Raw genomic sequence first — 16691 nt, forward strand, 5'->3', positions numbered from 1 at the left:
CAGATGACTCAGCTGCGCAGCCTCCACCAAGCCCCGACACTGCTCGTCCCGGAGAAGGTCCTCCTTCCCGAAGGCGCGCAGACCGGCCACGCGGTGCTCGTAGACGACGGCCGGATCCTCGCTGTCGGCCCCCTCGCCGAGGTGGACGCCCAGGCCCGATCGCTGCTGACCGACGCGAACGCCGCCGACCCGATTCCCGGTGCCACCGCGAATCCCGCGGACCCGAGTCCGAGTGCCGACCGGACGCCCGCCGAACCTGTCCGCATCGATCTGCCCGGACGCCTGCTCATGCCCGGCTTCATCGACGCCCACCACCACCTCACCCAGACCTTCGGCAAGTCCCTCGTCTTCGGCGAACCCTCGGAGATCTTCCAGCGCGTCTGGGTGCCCATGGAGTCGAACATGGACGCCGAGGCCATCGACGTCGCCACCCGCCTGGCCGCCTGGGAATCCCTGCGCGGCGGCTTCACCACCGTCACCGACGCCGGCACCCGCTCGAGCGTCGACGTCTCCGCGATCTCCGACGTCACCACCGAGGTCGGCCTGCGCTGCGTGCTCGGGGTCATCTGCAACGACCTCGGCGGGGGAGTGCGCACCTCGACCGTCGCCGAGGTGGTCGCCGCCGCAGAACGCCATCTGAGCAGGTGGGACGCCGAGTCCATGGTCCACCCGTCCCTGGCCGTGTCCATCCCCGAGGTGGCGTCGGACGAGGCGCTCGTGGCGATCACACGCCTTGCCCGGGAAGCCGGTGTGCCCTTTCAGACCCACCTCAACGAGCACATCGTTGCCGTCGAGCGCTCCCTCATCTCCGGCGGTGAGCGTCCGCTCGAACGACTGGCCCGCCTCGGTGCGCTGGGTCCCGAACTGCTTGCCGCACACGCCACTCTCCTGACCCCGCGGGAGATCCGACTGCTCCGTGACTCCGGCGGCGCAATCGCCTACAACCCGGTCGCTAGCTCCTGGAAGGGCAATGCCGTGGCGCCCGCACTGCTCATGCACGAACTCGGAATGCGCATCGGACTCGGCACCGACGGCACCCGCTCGGATGCCTTCCGCCTCCTCGACGCCGCCGAGACCGCGCAGCGACTCACCGGCGGAATGGACGTCATCGACTCCTCTGCCGGCGGAGGCTGGACCTGGCTCGAACAGGGCCTGCGCGGCGGTGCCGACGCCGTCGGACTCGGCGGTCAGATCGGAGAGATCTCCCCCGGTGCCCGTGCCGACCTGCTCGTGCTCAACATCGACACTCCGGAATTCGTGCCCTCCTGGGATGTGCCGTGGGAACTCGTCCGCCTGGCCAACCGCGACCAGATCGAAGCGGTCATCGTCGACGGCATGCTGCGCCTCCAACACGGTTGGCCCGTCGACTGGGACGGCCGCGAATTCCTCGAGCGTGCGAAAGACGTCTCCCGACGGGTGGTGGAGAACTCCCCGATCACCCGCATCGACCCGAACGCGGCCGACCACCGGGCACGGTGGATGGCCGAGCACGGGACCGCCCCGGCCAACACGCCGTGGAACGGTGGGACCGCCTCGGTGAACGCACCGTGGAACGGCAGCCCCACCTCGGCGAACGCACCGCGGAACAGCGGCCCCACCTCGGCGAGGGATGACTTCTGATGTCGATGCTCGCCTTTGCGATCATCGCCGCGGTCGTCCTCATCTCTGCGTTCGTGCAGGGATCGACAGGGATGGGGTTTGCGATGATCCTGGCGCCCGTCGTGACGTTCATCGACCCGAGCCTCATTCCGGTGATGCTGCTCGTGCTGATGATTCCGCTCAATCTCTACATCGCCGCGCGCGAGCGGGAGAATATCGACTGGACCGGTGTGAAATGGATCAGCGTCGGTCGGTTCGCCGGCACATTCGCGGGTCTGTGGATCCTCGTCATCGTCAACCTGCACCAGCTCGCGCTGCTCATCGGCTGGTCGACGCTCATCGCCGCGGTCGTCGCGCTGCTGGCACCGAAGTTCACGCCGAACAAGCCGGTGCTCGCGACGGTCGGGCTCGTCACCGGAGTCACGGAGACCTCGACGGGCATCGGCGGCCCGCCCTACGCGCTGGCCTATCAGCACAGTCCCGGCCCGGAGCTGCGCTCGACGGTGGCGGTGTGCTTCCTCGTCGGAGAGATCATCTCCCTCATCGTGCTCGCCTTCAGCGGGCAGGTCTCGGCGGACACGATGGTCACGACCGCGTGGATGCTGCCGTTCGTCGTGGTCGGTTCGTTCCTCTCCCGATATGTCCACCACCGCCTCGACGGGCCGGTGCTGCGCTATATCGTCCTCGGCTTTGCGATCGTCTCCGGCATCATCGTCATCGTTCAGGCGTGAGGGCGGCGAGTGCCAGGTGCGGCGAAGAGTGGTCGCAAACGGAATCTTGGGCTGCAAACCTAGGTCGCAATCGGATACTTTCAAGCGCGAGAATTGTCCGGTTGCGACCTATTTTCGGGCAGCGAACCTCGTGTGCAGCTGTGCCCTCGTCGGCGCCACGCAGTGAAGTAGGCTGATTCCATGTCTGACTTCCCGCGCGCGCACCGCGTCACGATCGCCGATGTGGCGCGTGAGGCAGGAGTGTCGCGGACGACTGTGTCCCATGCACTCAGCGGTCAGGGCAAGGTCAATGCCGCCACCCGGGCTAAGGTCAAAGAGGTCGCCGAGCGGCTGAACTATCGGCCCAGCGCCCGTGCCCGCAGTCTGCGCTCGGGCAAGTCGCAGACCCTCGCCCTGTTGTCCTCGATGCCCGCGGCTGTGTCCGCCGGGCCGTCTCAGCTGGGCTTCTTCACCGAACTGGCCATGGGATGTGCGCGGACCGCTCTGCTCGAAGGCTACGTCTTCGTCCTCGCTCCACCCACCGAGGCGGCTGACCCCGTCGATCTGCTCGACATCGATGGTGCGATCCTCCTGGAGCCCACCGTCGATGATCCCCTCGCCGAGGCGCTGCGTGACCGTGCCATCCCCTACGTCACGATCGACGGACCGAGTTCGAAAGCTGGCGACGACGCCCTGGCCGCTGCCGAGGCAGGTCCGGCGCGTTCATCGACAGCTTCGACCGGAGCCGCCAGCAAGTGGAGCATCGACCTCCACCACCGGGCGACTGCTCAGTTGCTGCTCAATCATCTCCTCGACCAGGGAGCCGCGCGGCCGGCGCTGCTGGTCAGCCGCAGCCTGCGCGGAGCACAGATCGCGGCCCGCGAGGTCTATGCCGAGACCGCAGTCGCCCGCGGTTTCGCACAGCTGATCGCCGAGGCGGATGAGACCTCCGGAGAAGACGGAGCCTTCGCCGCCGCCGAGGAGCTGTTGGCCGCGCACCCGGACATCGATGCGGTGTTCGCCCCGATCGACACCTTCGCCACCGGCGCGGTGAGGGCCGCTCAGGAATTCGGTCGGACGGTCGGCGAGGACCTGCTCGTCGCCACCCGCTATGACGGTCTGCGTGCACGCACGAGCCATCCGCCGCTGACCGCGGTCGACCTCGGGCTCGAGGCGATCTCGGGCGCGGCAGTCGAGATGCTCGTCACCGTTCTCGACGGTGATCATTCATCGAATGCGACCGCTGTCCTGGACGGCAGCACGGAATCCGTCGCCCGGGACGGAGGCGACGCGAAACCTGCCGCTGCGGACGATACTGGGTCGGCCGCCTCGGCGGGTTCATCCGGTCCGGTTCTCGTCGTCAGGGAATCGACGGCCGGCCATCCGCCGGACCGGAGCAAGGACGGAGCCTGACTCTCGGGCCAGTGGTACGGTGCCGCGTCGAACCTCAGATCCGGTAGTCGGCGGGTCTCTGGTCGAGCTTGCTCGGATCGGCGATCGGGGTCCGGGCCTTCGGGTGACGGTTGCGCTTGCCGGTGTGGTGGAAGAGCAGGTTGAGCAGCACCGAGACGAACGCGGCCATGGCGACACCGCTTCCCAGCAGGGACGATGCCGTCTGCGGCAGCTTCGAGTACATTCCGGGTAGGAGCACCGGCATGAGGCCCGCGGCCAGGCCGACGGTCGCGGTGATGAGGTTGCCCGTCTGGTTGAAATCGATCTTCGCGAGCATCTGGATGCCGAGGACGGCGATGATCGCGAAGACGACCACGGCGGTGCCGCCGACGACGGCCGACGGCACGCCGTTGAGGATGCGGGCGACGGGGCTGAGTCCGATGAGGATGAGGAGGACTCCGGCGATCGCGGTGACGCAGCGGCTGCGCACACCGGAGGCGCGCACGATCCCGACGTTCTCGCCGCTGGTGACCATCGCCGGGGTACCGAAAAGGCCGCCGAGGATGGTGATGATGCCGTCGGAGCGGATGAGGCGGGGAACCGCGCGGTGGGGTTCGACCTTCTTGCCGACGATCTCACCATTGATGATCGTCTGTCCGGTCGCCTCGGCCATAGATGCGAGCGCCCATAGCAGCATGGGGATCGCGGCGATGAGATCGAACTTCGGCGAACCGAACGGGAAGAGGGTCGGCACGGCGAACAGCGGGCCGTCGGTCTGACCGGAGAAGTCGGTGGAGCCCATGAACGCGCCGACGATGGTGCCGCCGACGAGCCCGACCGCCACGGAGAGTTTGCCGAGCATCCCGCGGAAGAACCGGAAGCACACGATGGTGATGAGGATGGTGATGAGGCCGAGCAGCAGATTCTGCGGGTCGCCGAAGTCCGGTGAGTCCGGTTCGCCGACCATGAGTTTGCCGGTGACCTGAACGAGGTTGATGCCGATGACGATGACCATGATCCCGATGACCAGCGGCGGGAAGAACTTGAGCACCTTGACGAACAGCGTCACCGCGAGGATGTAGAAGACACCCGTGAGCAGCACTGCTCCGACCGCGGTCTCGACATCGGTGCCCTGCGCGATCGTGATGAACAGGATCGTCGCGGCCCCGCCCGGGAGCATGACGAACGGCAGTCGCACGCCGATCTTCCACACGCCCACCGACTGCAGGATCGACCCGAGACCGGAGAAGACGAAGACCGCCGACAGCACCGCCGAGGTGGTCTGCGCATCCAGCCCCAGTGCGGTCGCGATGAGGAACACCGACGAGATCGGGGTCGCCACCATGACGAGCACGTGCTGAATGGCGAACGGGACGAGATTGCGGATCGGCCGCAGCTGATCGACGGGGTAGACGGCCTTGCCGGAAGTGGTAGCGTCCGCGGATGGCGTTGTGTCGGCGGCGGAGTCGGCGTCGTTGCCGACTGTGCTGCCGGTGTGGTCCGGATCGGGTGTTGCGGGCATGGCACTGCTCCTCGATGCACATCGTGATCGGCCTGAAATACAGCGGCCAAATCGATTTGTTCAATCGTGCATCGAGGGAGGGGCGGTGTCAATAAGCGGTTCGGAATTCGGACAGATCGCCGAAAAACGGGCTGAGTGTCGAGAAACGCATGCGCGCGGTATGTGTCAACTTGTTTGAGACAGTTCCGTGGGTTTCTTGATGGGATGGTTGATATGGGCGCGTCCCGGCAGACGCGGTGGCCTGGGACGTCGCCCGTATCGGTCGGGATGACGCCGATACGCCTGATCCAACAGTCTCCTCCGCTGAGCTGAGACAGCACTGGTCTGACGGAAATGAACATTGACTGGCGTGTGGTAACCGATCCCTGAATGACGGTGCTCAGTGTTATACATGGCGAAGAACCACACACAATATGTGTGAGCATCACTGAAGTCATCGAACCGCTCGGGAAACTCCAACACGTACTTACACGTTTTGAAGAGTGCTTCCGAATACGGGTTGTCATTCGACACGCTCGGACGCGAAAACGATAACTCGATGCCCAACAGTGACGACAACCGCGATACCGGCTTCGACACCATCGCGGCCCCGTTGTCCGAATGCAGATAGTCGGGCCGACCGTACTTCTTCGACGCCGTCTCGATCATCGTTGTCGCGATCCGACCGTCTTCGTACGCGTGGAGTTCCCACGCGACGACGTATCGGGAATACACATCGACGATGACATACAGGTGCCAGTACACACCCCTGACCGGGGTCGATAGTTTCGTGATGTCCCACGACCAGACCTGGCCGGGAGCATTCGCGACGAGTTCGGGTTTCTCCTTCCGGCCCGGCCGTGATCGTGACTGCGACGTCCGGCGCCGGTCGCCGACGAGCCCGTGGTCGGCCGCGACCCGGTACCACGATGAGCGTGACGCGATATAACACCCAGCGTCCCAGGCACGGTAGAAGACCTGTCCGACGGAGAGATTGGCATACTCGTCCCTGGACAGCTCGTGAAGGATCTGACCCCGTTCGTCATCAGTCAACGCACTCGGTTGGAAACGCAGCGCCTGCGGGATCGGTGGAGATGCCGGCTTCGCCGTGGTGCGGTGATGACGGTAAAACGAGGCACGCGGATACCCCACACACTCACACCCGGTGCGAATCGACCACCCGATATCGACGAGTGCGTCGATACTTGCTGCTAGGACCTGTTGAATCGCTTGCCCCAGACGGGGTCCGGCTCGTTGGGGTCCGGTTCCTCGACTGGTGCTGGCCGGGATTGTTTGGTCGCGGCGCTCTTGGTCAATGTTTCCAAGAGCGCGGATGCTTTTCCCAGGATCTCGACCGCGTTTTCTGACTGCTCGAGTCGAGCTTCTAAGTCAGCGATCTTCTGGCGTTGTTGTTCATAGTCGACGCGTTCTGCTCGGGTCAGCGCGATTCGCGACTCCTTCTTGTCCGTCGGCGTCAGGAGTCCGTCGCGGCGCTTCTTCTGCCAGTCCTGGACTGCAGATATCGAGAGTCCTCGTTCACGGCAGAACAGTGCTCGCTGCCCGCGTGGAACAAGGTTGTATTCGTCGAGGATGGCCAGTTTCTCATTGATGGTTAAGCGTGGGCGTCGTTGCTTGGGCATGGTGGTCACCTATTCCCCGCCTACTGTGTCAGGCTGTCTCAATACAGCCTGACACAGAGGGCGCGCATGCGTTTCTCGACGCTCAGCCCGTTCTTCGACGGAGGCAGGGGAGGGGAGAGTCTGGTTGCTCAGGCGGCGATGAAGCTGAGGACGACGAAGGTGCCGAACGAGACGAACGGGGCGATCGCTGCGATTGCGATGGCGATGACGCCGGGTGTTCGGCCCCGCCCGGTGACCGCGGCCGTGATGCCCAGGATGATGGCTGTGACTCCCGCGCAGGTGCACAGGCCCTGGACGCCGACGAGCACGGTCGCCAGGGTCTGATACCAGTCCGGGGTGTCCGTGAAATAGTAGCCGGATGCTGCCTCCGAAGGCCCGACGGTGGCGCCCAGGATCACCGAGGCGGCCAGGCTGAGGACCATGGCGACGACCGAGAGCGCCACGGCCACCTTGCCCAGCGTCGGCGACTTCGCCGAGGCGGCACCGTCCATTCGGGCGGCAGCGGAGCCATGAGCATCGGCAAGATCGTCGGGGCGCGGGGAGGCATAGATGGGTTGGGCAGGAGGAGTCGGGACTCGAGGCTGCTGTGCCGCGAGCTCATCATCGGTGGGCTGAGGGTACGAGAAGTCCGTCGAAGTCATGCTTCGACGCTATCGACAAGGACCGGCTGCGCCCCATCCTGCTATCCCAAGAGCGAGGTCGGGAAAACCTCCCTGCGGGCATGGCCCGACCGGCTGCCGCGATTCTAGGTCACCAACGGATACTTTCGGGCGCGAAGAACCTCCGTTTGTGACCTGAGTTTGTGGTTCAGGGCTTGCGAGCGACGATGAGGAACCGCTTCTGTGTGACCGTGATCGGCTCACTCGACTCGGCCAAGCGTCTGAGGACATCGAGGTTGGACCTGACGGTGAACCCGGGAACATCCCACGGGATATAGGCGAGGTACTCGATGACCGCCTCGACGTCGGTGAAGCGCATCGTTCCCTGCCACTTGCGGGCCGCCTCGATCGCCAGTCCCTCACTCTCGACGTCGCTGATGCGCGGTTCGAGCTGCTGGCGCAGATCGCCCACCCCGCCGCCGAAGAGATCGCGGAACTCCTGAGCCTCCGTGCCGTCGACCTGCTGGGTGAGGAACAGTCCGCCCGGGGAGAGCACGCGGGCCACCTCGGCGAGGTCATAGCTTTCGTGGCGGTTCATCACAAGGTCGAACTCACCGTCGCTCCACGGCATCTCCGGGTGGTGATCGCTGTCGTACCGGGTGACCTCGACGCCGTAGTCCTCCAGCATCGAGGCGGCCAAGGGGACGTTGGGCTCCCACCCCTCGGTCGCGGAGATCGTCGGCGAGGGTTCGCCGGGAGGCCGGGCCTCCTCGAGGCGATCGATGAGTTCGCTGAGGCGCTCGCCGCCTCCCGTGCCCATGTCGAGGCAGCTGCTCGACTCGGCCATTGCGTCGAGGCAGATCTGGTCGAAGTCCCACGGTGGATCATCGGCGACGAGGCGTCCGGCCAGCGGGGAGAAGTTCCACCCTGTCATCGAGGCTGTCTCGTGGATCCAGGCCCATCGCTCGTGGCGTTCGTGGGGAGTCTCGTCGCGCGTGCGACTGCTGTCGGCATATTCGGGCATGTCCACACTCCTCTGCCGGGTGGCTCGGCACCATCACCGAGCAGTTCTGCAACTCTGCCGGACGGCTCAGCGCCGCAGGGGCGCCGGTGCCGTACTTCGACTCTAGGCCAAAACAGTTTCGAGGTGCGGGAAGTAGCGAAGAATTCTCCGGACTGAGACATGGACTCCGGCGTGAAGTAAGTGGGCGCCTATACGACGAAGCAGAAGGTGAGCACCGCGAGGCTGACGGCGAGCATGCCCAGGCAATTCAGCCAGAAATCCCGGCCGATATAGCCGGCCCGCAGATGAGCGACCGCGGCGCAGAGGAAGTAGACGACGAGGCCTGCCGCGGCCGCCGCGCCGAGTCCGGGAATCCAGATCCCTGCCACCAGGCCGGTCGCGGCGAGGAACTTCACCACCGCGAGTGCCCACCACCAATCACGTGGGAAGCCGACGCCGTCGAGGCAGGCGGCAATCGCTCGCGGCGGACGGAAGGTGAGCAGACCGTCGCCGAAGACGATGACCGCAAGGACGAGGGTCGGCCAGATCGGATCGGGCAGCAGGATCATCGTGAACCCCTCATAGCGAGCTCCGGATGCGAGTGTGGAAGACGATGCTGGCCAGCATCGCCTCGACGGCGTCGTCGAGACTCATCGTCGTCGCCGCCCACCGGAAGAGGATGCCCAGGTACGAGTCGTAGAGTGCTGCGGCGCTGGACCGCGCATGGTCCTCGTTGATCCCGATCGAGACCAGCGATTCGCTCAGGCGGCTCTGCAGATCCGCGGCGAGGGTGTTGAATACTTCGGGCTCGCCCTTGACCCGCATCATCGCCGCAGCGTAGTCCCGTGACAGGTCCTCGTGTTCGGCGAAGAACTCGAGGAAGGGCAGGAAGAGCTCGAGCAGATGACGCTGCACCGCCGAGGATGGTCGGGACGGGCCCGTGTCCCTGGGGCTTGCCCCAGCGCCGGCTCTCACCCCGACCGCACCTGCGGCCGTCGAGCTCCCGCGTTCCGAGAGACTCCCGCGCTCCGACAGGCTCGCTCGCCGAGGCGGTGGTGTGTAGGTCCCGTCCTGCAGCTGACCGATCCACCGATCGAAGCACCGGACGAGGATCGCGTCCTTGTCGCCGACCGCCATCACTCGACCCACCGACACCTCCGCGGCCTTGGCGATCGCCCGAATGGTTGTGGCTTTGAAGCCGCGGTCGAGGAACAGCTCGGCGGCGGCACCGATGATCCGGTCCTCGGTCTGTCGGCGCTTGCCGGACCTCAGCTGAACGTGTTCACTGGCCATGCTCGAACCTTAGGTCCTTCCGTGTTCACTTTCCAGACCACGTGTCGTGTTGCCCTCAACAGGAAAGTTTATGTACCTTAACTTTATGAACGTCGATCCCTCTGCATCGGTGCGCACCCGCGAACGTGGACTGAAGAAGCACGGCCGGAAGAAGATCTCCACCGCAGTGCTCCTCGGCCCGGCCTTCGTCGCGGCCATCGCGTATGTCGATCCGGGCAACGTCGCGGCCAACCTCACCGCCGGTGCGGAGTACGGATACCTCCTCGTCTGGGTGCTCGTGGCAGCGAACCTCATCGCCGTTCTCGTCCAATATCTGTCTTCGAAGCTCGGACTGGTCTCCGGGCAGTCGCTGTCGAGCCTCCTCGGTGATCGCCTTCGGAAGAGGTCCCGCCTCGCATACTGGGGGCAGGCCGAGGTCGTCGCCATCGCCACCGACCTTGCCGAAGTCATCGGCGGTGCGATCGCACTGAAGATCCTCTTCGACTTGCCGCTCCTGCTCGGCGGCGTCATTGTCGGGGTGGTGTCGCTGTTCCTGCTGTCGATCCAATCCACTCGCGGTCAGCGTCCCTTCGAATTCGTCATCATCGGATTCCTGGTCGTCATCGCCATCGGCTTTCTAGCAGGCCTGTTCGTCGGGGACGTGAATTGGGGGCAAGCCGCAGGTGGAATCATGCCGCGGCTCGAAGGCACGAACTCCGTGGTGCTGGCCGCGAGCATGCTCGGCGCCACCGTCATGCCCCATGCGATCTACCTCCACTCGGCGCTGTCGGTCGATCGTCATCGCGATAACGCGACTGCCTCGACCGGGCAGCTGCTGCACGCCAGCCGCTGGGACGTCGTGCTGTCCCTCGTCGTCGCCGGGTCCGTGAACATCGCGATGCTGCTCCTGGCCGCCGCAGCGCTGCGCGGCCAGACCGGCACCGACACCATCGAGGGTGCACACGCGGTCGTCACGGCCAACCTCGGCGAGGTCGTCGGCCTCTTCTTCGGCATCGGTCTCCTCGCCTCGGGGCTGGCCTCGAGCGCAGTCGGATCCTATGCGGGCGCCTCGATCATGCAGGGCCTGCTGCGGGTGAACATCCCGATCGTGTGGCAGCGCGCGTTCACGATGATCCCCGCGCTCATCGTTCTCGCCATCGGTGTCGACCCGACCTGGGCGCTCGTGCTCAGCCAGGTCGTGCTCAGCCTCGGCATCCCGTTTGCGATGATCCCCCTGGTCAGGCTCACGAGCAGCCGCCGCGTGATGGGCGAATTCGCGAACGCACGATGGATCACGCTCATCGCCGTGGCCGCCTCGGCGCTCATCATCGCCCTCAACGTCGTCCTCATCGTTCTGCTCGCGCTCGGCGTCGACTGACCTGAGCCGAGGCGGGGCGGCCGGCTTGGGTCGATGCGGATCGGACTCGTGTATTCGCTCGCTTACGGCGCATCGCTGCCAAGCGACGACCGATGAGTCCATGTCGAGGAGCGAAGAGGTAGACGAGAGCGAATACCGCGCCCTGCGAAAGCACCACCATCCCTCCGGAAGCAGTGTCGAGGTAGTAGCTCGAATAGAGACCGATCACCGCGCACAGAATCGAGATCGCAGGCGCGATGAGCAGCATCCGCTGAAACCTGTCCGTGAGCAGGTATGCGGTCGCACCGGGCACGATGAGCATCGCCACGACGAGCACGACCCCGACCGCCTGCAGTGCGACCACGGAGGTCAGAGCGAGCAGCCCGAGCAGGGTGGCGCCGAGGAGGCGCGGATTGATCCCCAGCGCATGTGCATGAGTCGGGTCGAAGGCGTAGAGCGTGAAATCGCGGTTCTTGGCTGCGAGCACAAGCAGGGCGATCGCCCCGAGGGCGGCCACCTGGACCAGTTCGGAACGCGAGACGCCGAGGAGGTTGCCGAAGATGATGTGGTTGAGGTCGACGTGCGAAGGGGTGACGGAGATGAGGACGAGGCCCAGGGCGAAGAGCGATGTGAAGACGATGCCGATCGCCGCATCCTCCTTGATTCGGCTGGTATCGCGGACGGCTCCGATGAGTCCGACTGCGAGGAATCCGAAGACCACCGCGCCGAGGGCGAACGGCGCGCCGATGACATAGGCGAGAACGACTCCCGGCAGTACTGCATGCGAGACGGCATCGCCCATGAGCGACCAGCCGATGAGCACCAGCCAACAGGAGAGAACGGCGCACACGACCGAGGCGATGAGGGTCGTCGCCAAGGCGCGAAGCATGAAGTCTAAACCGAAGGGCTCGATCAGGAAGTCGATGAGAGTCATGCCATCTCTCCTTCGATGCGGTCGGCTCGGTCCGAGTTGGGACGCTCACCGTCTCGGGGCGTTTCGCTCGCACCGGACGGGTCGAGGCCGAACGCCAGAGCGAGATTCTCCGGGCGGAGCACCTCGGCAGGGGAGCCGTGGAGAAGGACGCGGCGCATCAGGAGGATCGCTTCGTCGGCGAGTGCGGGCAGCGCATTGAGGTCGTGAGTGGACACGAGCACCGTCGCCCCCGCCTCGGCGAGTTCCTTCAGCAGGCCGGTGATCGTCGCCTCGCTGCGTTTGTCGACGCCGGCGAAAGGCTCATCGAGGAGCAGGATCGTCGCCCCCTGCGCGAGTCCGCGGGCGACGAAGGCCCGTTTCTTCTGCCCGCCCGAGAGCTGACCGATCTGTCGGTCGGCGAACTCGGTGAGTTCGACGCGGTCCAGAGCGCTCTCGACGGCCTCGCGATCGGCTCTCCGGCTCATCCGGAGCGGGCCCATGCGGCCATAGCGACCCATCATCACCACATCGCGGACCGAGAGTGGGAAGTCCCAGTCGACGTCCTCGCTCTGAGGGACATAGCCGAGTGCTCCGGCCCTGCGGGCCCGCCGTGTCGGGCCGCCGTCGATGCTCACCCGCCCGGAGTCGGGGTCGACGATGCCCATGATCGTTTTGAACAGGGTCGACTTGCCCGAGCCGTTCATCCCGATCAGCCCGCAGATGCGTCCCCGCTCGAGCGTCAGGGAGGCGCGATCGAGAGCGAGCGTGTCCCCGTAGTGGACGGTCACCTCGTCGACGGTGATCGCCGGCGGTGCATCGCCGGCCGGTCCGACCGTGGAGCTCGTCTGTTCGGTCACGGAAGCGGGAGCTGCGGAACTCACGATTCGCTCCCGGTCAGTGCCTCGGCGATGACCTGCGCGTCGTGGCGGATGAGGTCGAGGTAAGTGGGCACGGGGCCATCGGCCTCCGACAGCGAATCGACGTAGAGCGTGCCGCCGAATTCGGCCTCGGTGGCTTCGACGACCCGATCCATCGGCGCCTGGGAGACCGTGGATTCGCAGAAGACTGCGGGCACATCGTTGTCCTCGACGAACTCGATCGCCGAGGTGATCTGGCCCGGTGTCGCCTGCGATTCGGCATTGACCGGCCAGATGTACTTCTCCCTCAGTCCGGCATCGCGTGCGAGGTAGGAGAACGCCCCTTCGCAGGTGACAAGTGCCCGCTGGGACTTCGGCAGCGTGGAGAGATCGTCGACGAGGTCGTCCTGCACCGTCTGCAGCTGTTCGCTGTAGTCCTTCGCGTTGGCAGCGAAGTCCTCGGCATGGTCCGGGTCGAGGTCGGCGAAGGCGCGGGCCATGTTCTCGGCGTAGATCTGGACGTTGAGCGGGCTCATCCAGGCGTGCGGGTTGGGTTTGCCGGCGTAGGCGTTCTCGGTGATCGAGAGCTCGTCGACCCCCTCGCTGACGACGGTGTGAGGGACGTCGACCTCGTCGACGAACTGAGAGAACCACTGCTCGAGGTTGAGCCCGTTGTCGAGTACGAGATCGGCCTTCGCGGCCTTGCGGATGTCGCCGGGAGTGGGTTCGTAGCCGTGGATCTCGGCCCCGGCCTTCGTGATCGACTCGACCTCGAGGTGCTCGCCCGCGACATTGTCCGCAATGTCGGCGAGCACCGTGAAGGTCGTGAGCACGACCGGTTTGTCGCCGGCGTCCTCGGCCGTCGCGGCGCTGCCGCAGGCGGCCAGACCAAGGGGGAGGGCCGCGGCCAGGGCGGCAGTGAGTCCGCGACGAGAGCGAGGAATCGGGTGCCCCGTGGGGGCGTTTCCGGGTGCAGATGCGGCGTCGGCGGCAGTGGTGGAATGGCTGTGCTCAGACATGAGGGGCTCCTTGTCGTCGGGGGTCCCGAATAAAAGTTAATGTACATTAACTTTATGCTCTGAGCTGAGGAAAGCCAAGTCATTGGGCCTCGTGTCTCGTTGGGCCCCGCGCCGAGGCTGACCTTCGCCGAGGCGGCTCGCAGTTCCGAGGTCACCGACGTGTCCTTGTGGAATGGGGACTCACCTCGCCGAGGGGGCGCCTCAGTCGGGGAGGATCCCCGACCGGGCGAGGACGGTGAGCCTGCGCGCGAATTCGGCGGCCTCCTCGCGGTCGGTGCCGTGCAGGCGGAAAGCCGGTCGGTCCCGGAACTGCACAACGGCGGTTGCTCGCCCGTGATCGACTCGAGTACTCGCCCCGACCAGCTGTTTCGGTGCCGCCTCGTCGATGATCTCCGTGCTTCCTGAGGAAGTCGGGCGGGTGTGGACCAGTCGGGAAGGTGTGATGAGGAGGAACTCGGCACCGCGCAGATTGCGGTTGCCGATCTTCAGCCACACGGACTCGTCTCGGTCGAGGGCGTCATAGGGCGGCGGGGTCGGCCCACGGCGGCGGGCTCGCGCGGAGAGCTTCTCCTCGCCGACGCTGGTGACGGCCATCCGGCGGGCTCCGAGCAGAACGACGACGGAGACCGCTGCCAGCGGCACGGTGATGGCCGCGGCGATGACGGTGTTCGCGAAAGAGAGCCAGGCGAACAGAGCCCCGGCGCCCATGCCGAGGATGACGTTGCCGGCCACGAGCCAGAGTGCCAGGCCGGTGCGGCTGCGCACCGCCACTGTGACTCCGGCCATTGCCAGACCGAAGTTCGTCGAGGCGATGGCTGCGGCGCACAGAACGACGAAGGGCAGGGGCGAGTTCGTGAAGTCACCCCATACGGTTCCGGGAGCACCGGGTGCGGATGCGAACGTGTGCTACAGCAGTGCTGCGAGGCTGAAGCACAGCCCGAACAGCGGCCCGATGCCGGTGACGGCGATGAGCGGATCCCTGGTGAAGAGGGTGAACGATCCGCGTGGGGCTCCGCTCAGCTCGGATTCGAGTCCTTCGCCGCGGTCGGATCCTGTGAAGAAGATGATAGAGACGAAGGTGATCAGGCCGATGAAAGCGAAAGTGAACGGAGCGGCGGCCTCGGCATCCATGAGGTTATCGGAGGTGGGAGATGCACGGGCCAAGCCGGTGTTGACGACGAAGAACACCACCATCGCCACGGCGCTGAGAGTGAGAGCTCCGGTCAGTCCGTGGGACAGTGCTCGCTTGTGGGTGCTCATGGATGGTCAGCTCTTCAGTGCGCGCCTAGTCGGTCAGCCCTTGCGCAGGTCGATCGGTCGGATGAGGATGCGCGGGTCCGAGCGCACCCACCACGGTTTCGGTTCTCCGGCAGCGGCGGCCGCTCGGCGCTCGGCGCGGGTGGCATAGCGGTAGGTGAAGACGCGGACACGGATGAGGTCCGGGGCAGCACCGCCGAAGGGGTCGCGGCCCATCAGTCTGCGGATCTGCACATCGCCGGAGCCGATCGCGCGGAGCAGCTCGGTGAACCACGTCTGTCGGTAGTCACCGAGTGCGGCGAACCACATGAGCCAGTCGAGCCTGAGGTGATAGGGCGCGACGACAGGCCCGCGACGAAGAACGTCGCCGGGTTTGCCCTTGAACGGATACTCGCGCCAGCTCTCGCCGTCCCACCCTTCGATGATGATCTCGTTGCGGGTCTCGGTCATCGATCCGAAAGCGCCGTAGGCATTGCCGAGCCCGAGCCGATTGAAGCTCGCGTTCATCAGCTGATTCGGTGAGAAGAGATTGCGCAGCGCTGGCACGTTCAACCAGGCCTGCCACGCGACGAATACGAGGACGATGATCAGCCACCAGACCGGCAGCGCCTCGACCGGCGCGGTGGCGGGTGCGGGGTCGGTCGCCTCGGCGGTGGTGGGATCGGTGAATATTCCGATGACGGTATTCCACCCCCAATCTGGGAACGGACCGCCGGCGATCCACCGGAAGAACGTGTCGCTGATGCCGGAGCAGGCGAGCAGGATCGTCGCCCAGTTCAGCCACGCATAGTTGCCGCTGACGACGAGTGCGAGCTGGGTGAGGATGATGGCGACAGCTGCGAAGGAGGCGATCGGCTGGGGCAGGAACAGCAGCCACGGTGCGGCGAGTTGGACGATATGGCTGCCCAAGGTCTCACTCTTGTGCCACCAGCCGGGCATGAGGTGGACGCGCCGGCTCAGCGGGTTCGGCATCGGCTGGGTCTGGTGGTGATAGTCCATCGCGGTGAGGTCGCGCCAAGAGTCGTCCCCGCGCATCTTGATCATTCCGGCACCGAATTCGATGCGGATGACGAACCAGCGCAGCAGCAGGATCATCGGCAGAGCCGGTGCCACCTCGTGGGAGCCGAGGAAGCCGACGAGGAACCCGGCTTCGAGCAGCAGCGATTCCCAACCGAAGCCGTAGAAGCGCTGCCCGATCGAGACGATCGAGAAGTACAGCGCCCACATCGCCAGGAATACCGGAATGGGCACCCATGCGGGCCCGGACTGGGGCAGACCGATGATCGCCGAGGCGGCCAGGACCATTCCGAACACGCAGATGAGGCGCAGTCGTTGGTCCGAATACGCAAACCGCTTCCAGCGGAAGAGGCTCGGCGCCTGTCGGGCCGAGGTCAGAGCGATGAAGCGTGGGGCAGGGGTGAGCCCCCGTTCGCCGAGGAGAGCCGGGAACTGGTTGAACGCGGAGGCGAAGGCGATGAGGAAGAGCACGCCGAAGCCGCGTTGGATGATCTCGCGGGAAATCGTGTAGTCGCCGGCGGTGAGCAGAGCGACCACCTGGCTGAGGTCCATGGC

The 16691-nt window shown here is 65.6% G+C and carries 17 protein-coding genes; 4 read left to right on the forward strand and 13 right to left on the reverse strand.

Annotation, left to right across the window (positions count from 1 at the left end):
* The first annotated feature begins 3 nt into the window (after positions 1 to 3).
* The 3 genes from ACOZ9V_RS02080 to ACOZ9V_RS02090 all read left to right on the forward strand — a co-directional run bounded on the left by ACOZ9V_RS02080 (position 4) and on the right by ACOZ9V_RS02090 (position 3722).
* Positions 4 to 1620 (forward strand): amidohydrolase family protein, encoded by a 1617-nt coding sequence (locus ACOZ9V_RS02080; RefSeq protein WP_434593186.1) that lies wholly within the window; start codon positions 4 to 6, stop codon positions 1618 to 1620.
* On the forward strand, positions 1620 to 2330 hold the full coding sequence (locus tag ACOZ9V_RS02085; RefSeq protein WP_181271305.1) for a sulfite exporter TauE/SafE family protein: 711 nt from the start codon (positions 1620 to 1622) through the stop codon (positions 2328 to 2330). The genes ACOZ9V_RS02080 and ACOZ9V_RS02085 overlap by 1 nt, the downstream gene beginning before the upstream one ends.
* Positions 2331 to 2510: 180 nt before the next feature.
* Positions 2511 to 3722, forward strand: coding sequence for a LacI family DNA-binding transcriptional regulator (locus ACOZ9V_RS02090; protein WP_181271304.1), 1212 nt, complete (start codon positions 2511 to 2513; stop codon positions 3720 to 3722).
* 34 nt (positions 3723 to 3756) lie between these two features.
* Here the strand turns inward: ACOZ9V_RS02090 and ACOZ9V_RS02095 are convergent, their stop codons facing one another.
* The 7 genes from ACOZ9V_RS02095 to ACOZ9V_RS02125 all read right to left on the reverse strand — a co-directional run bounded on the left by ACOZ9V_RS02095 (position 3757) and on the right by ACOZ9V_RS02125 (position 9737).
* Positions 3757 to 5223, reverse strand: a complete 1467-nt coding sequence (locus tag ACOZ9V_RS02095) for a uracil-xanthine permease family protein (RefSeq protein ID WP_434593191.1) — start codon at positions 5221 to 5223, stop codon at positions 3757 to 3759.
* Positions 5224 to 5388: 165 nt separating this feature from the next.
* On the reverse strand, positions 5389 to 6519 hold the full coding sequence (locus ACOZ9V_RS02100; RefSeq protein WP_434595464.1) for an IS3 family transposase: 1131 nt from the start codon (positions 6517 to 6519) through the stop codon (positions 5389 to 5391).
* The gene (locus ACOZ9V_RS02105; protein WP_434593194.1) at positions 6414 to 6842 is read right to left on the reverse strand and encodes a hypothetical protein; all 429 of its coding nucleotides are present in this window, start codon (positions 6840 to 6842) and stop codon (positions 6414 to 6416) included. The genes ACOZ9V_RS02100 and ACOZ9V_RS02105 overlap by 106 nt, the downstream gene beginning before the upstream one ends.
* A gap of 128 nt (positions 6843 to 6970) precedes the next feature.
* Complete coding sequence (locus tag ACOZ9V_RS02110; RefSeq protein ID WP_434593197.1) at positions 6971 to 7483, reverse strand: hypothetical protein; 513 nt, start codon at positions 7481 to 7483, stop codon at positions 6971 to 6973.
* A gap of 166 nt (positions 7484 to 7649) precedes the next feature.
* Positions 7650 to 8465: a class I SAM-dependent methyltransferase gene (locus ACOZ9V_RS02115; RefSeq protein ID WP_434593200.1), complete on the reverse strand. Its 816-nt coding sequence runs from the start codon at positions 8463 to 8465 to the stop codon at positions 7650 to 7652.
* Between the two features lie 188 nt (positions 8466 to 8653).
* Positions 8654 to 9013 carry a DoxX family protein gene (locus ACOZ9V_RS02120; protein ID WP_181271300.1) on the reverse strand — a complete coding sequence of 120 codons (360 nt, stop codon included), beginning with the start codon at positions 9011 to 9013 and terminating at the stop codon, positions 8654 to 8656.
* 10 nt (positions 9014 to 9023) lie between these two features.
* The gene (locus tag ACOZ9V_RS02125; protein ID WP_181271299.1) at positions 9024 to 9737 is read right to left on the reverse strand and encodes a TetR/AcrR family transcriptional regulator; all 714 of its coding nucleotides are present in this window, start codon (positions 9735 to 9737) and stop codon (positions 9024 to 9026) included.
* Between the two features lie 85 nt (positions 9738 to 9822).
* On the opposite strand from ACOZ9V_RS02125, the gene ACOZ9V_RS02130 reads away from it, so the two are divergent.
* Complete coding sequence (locus ACOZ9V_RS02130) at positions 9823 to 11094, forward strand: Nramp family divalent metal transporter (RefSeq protein ID WP_229664046.1); 1272 nt, start codon at positions 9823 to 9825, stop codon at positions 11092 to 11094.
* Here ACOZ9V_RS02130 and ACOZ9V_RS02135 read toward each other — a convergent pair.
* The 6 genes from ACOZ9V_RS02135 to ACOZ9V_RS02160 form a co-directional block, all read right to left on the reverse strand.
* Positions 11063 to 12007 carry a metal ABC transporter permease gene (locus ACOZ9V_RS02135; protein WP_181271297.1) on the reverse strand — a complete coding sequence of 315 codons (945 nt, stop codon included), beginning with the start codon at positions 12005 to 12007 and terminating at the stop codon, positions 11063 to 11065. The two genes, ACOZ9V_RS02130 and ACOZ9V_RS02135, sit on opposite strands and share 32 nt — an antisense overlap.
* The gene (locus tag ACOZ9V_RS02140) at positions 12004 to 12843 is read right to left on the reverse strand and encodes a metal ABC transporter ATP-binding protein (RefSeq protein ID WP_181271435.1); all 840 of its coding nucleotides are present in this window, start codon (positions 12841 to 12843) and stop codon (positions 12004 to 12006) included. Before ACOZ9V_RS02140 ends, ACOZ9V_RS02135 begins: the two co-directional genes overlap by 4 nt.
* Before the next feature lie 20 nt (positions 12844 to 12863).
* A complete protein-coding gene (locus tag ACOZ9V_RS02145) occupies positions 12864 to 13862 on the reverse strand; it encodes a metal ABC transporter substrate-binding protein (RefSeq protein ID WP_181271296.1) in 999 nt (332 codons plus the stop codon).
* Positions 13863 to 14063: 201 nt separating this feature from the next.
* A complete protein-coding gene (locus tag ACOZ9V_RS02150) occupies positions 14064 to 14648 on the reverse strand; it encodes a hypothetical protein (protein WP_181271295.1) in 585 nt (194 codons plus the stop codon).
* 120 nt (positions 14649 to 14768) lie between these two features.
* Positions 14769 to 15122, reverse strand: coding sequence for a hypothetical protein (locus ACOZ9V_RS02155; protein ID WP_181271294.1), 354 nt, complete (start codon positions 15120 to 15122; stop codon positions 14769 to 14771).
* Between the two features lie 33 nt (positions 15123 to 15155).
* The gene (locus tag ACOZ9V_RS02160) at positions 15156 to 16688 is read right to left on the reverse strand and encodes a lipase maturation factor family protein (protein WP_181271293.1); all 1533 of its coding nucleotides are present in this window, start codon (positions 16686 to 16688) and stop codon (positions 15156 to 15158) included.
* Positions 16689 to 16691: the final 3 nt, after the last annotated feature.

This window comes from Brevibacterium sp. 1718, from assembly GCF_051131255.1.
Classification (GTDB): domain Bacteria; phylum Actinomycetota; class Actinomycetes; order Actinomycetales; family Brevibacteriaceae; genus Brevibacterium; species Brevibacterium sediminis.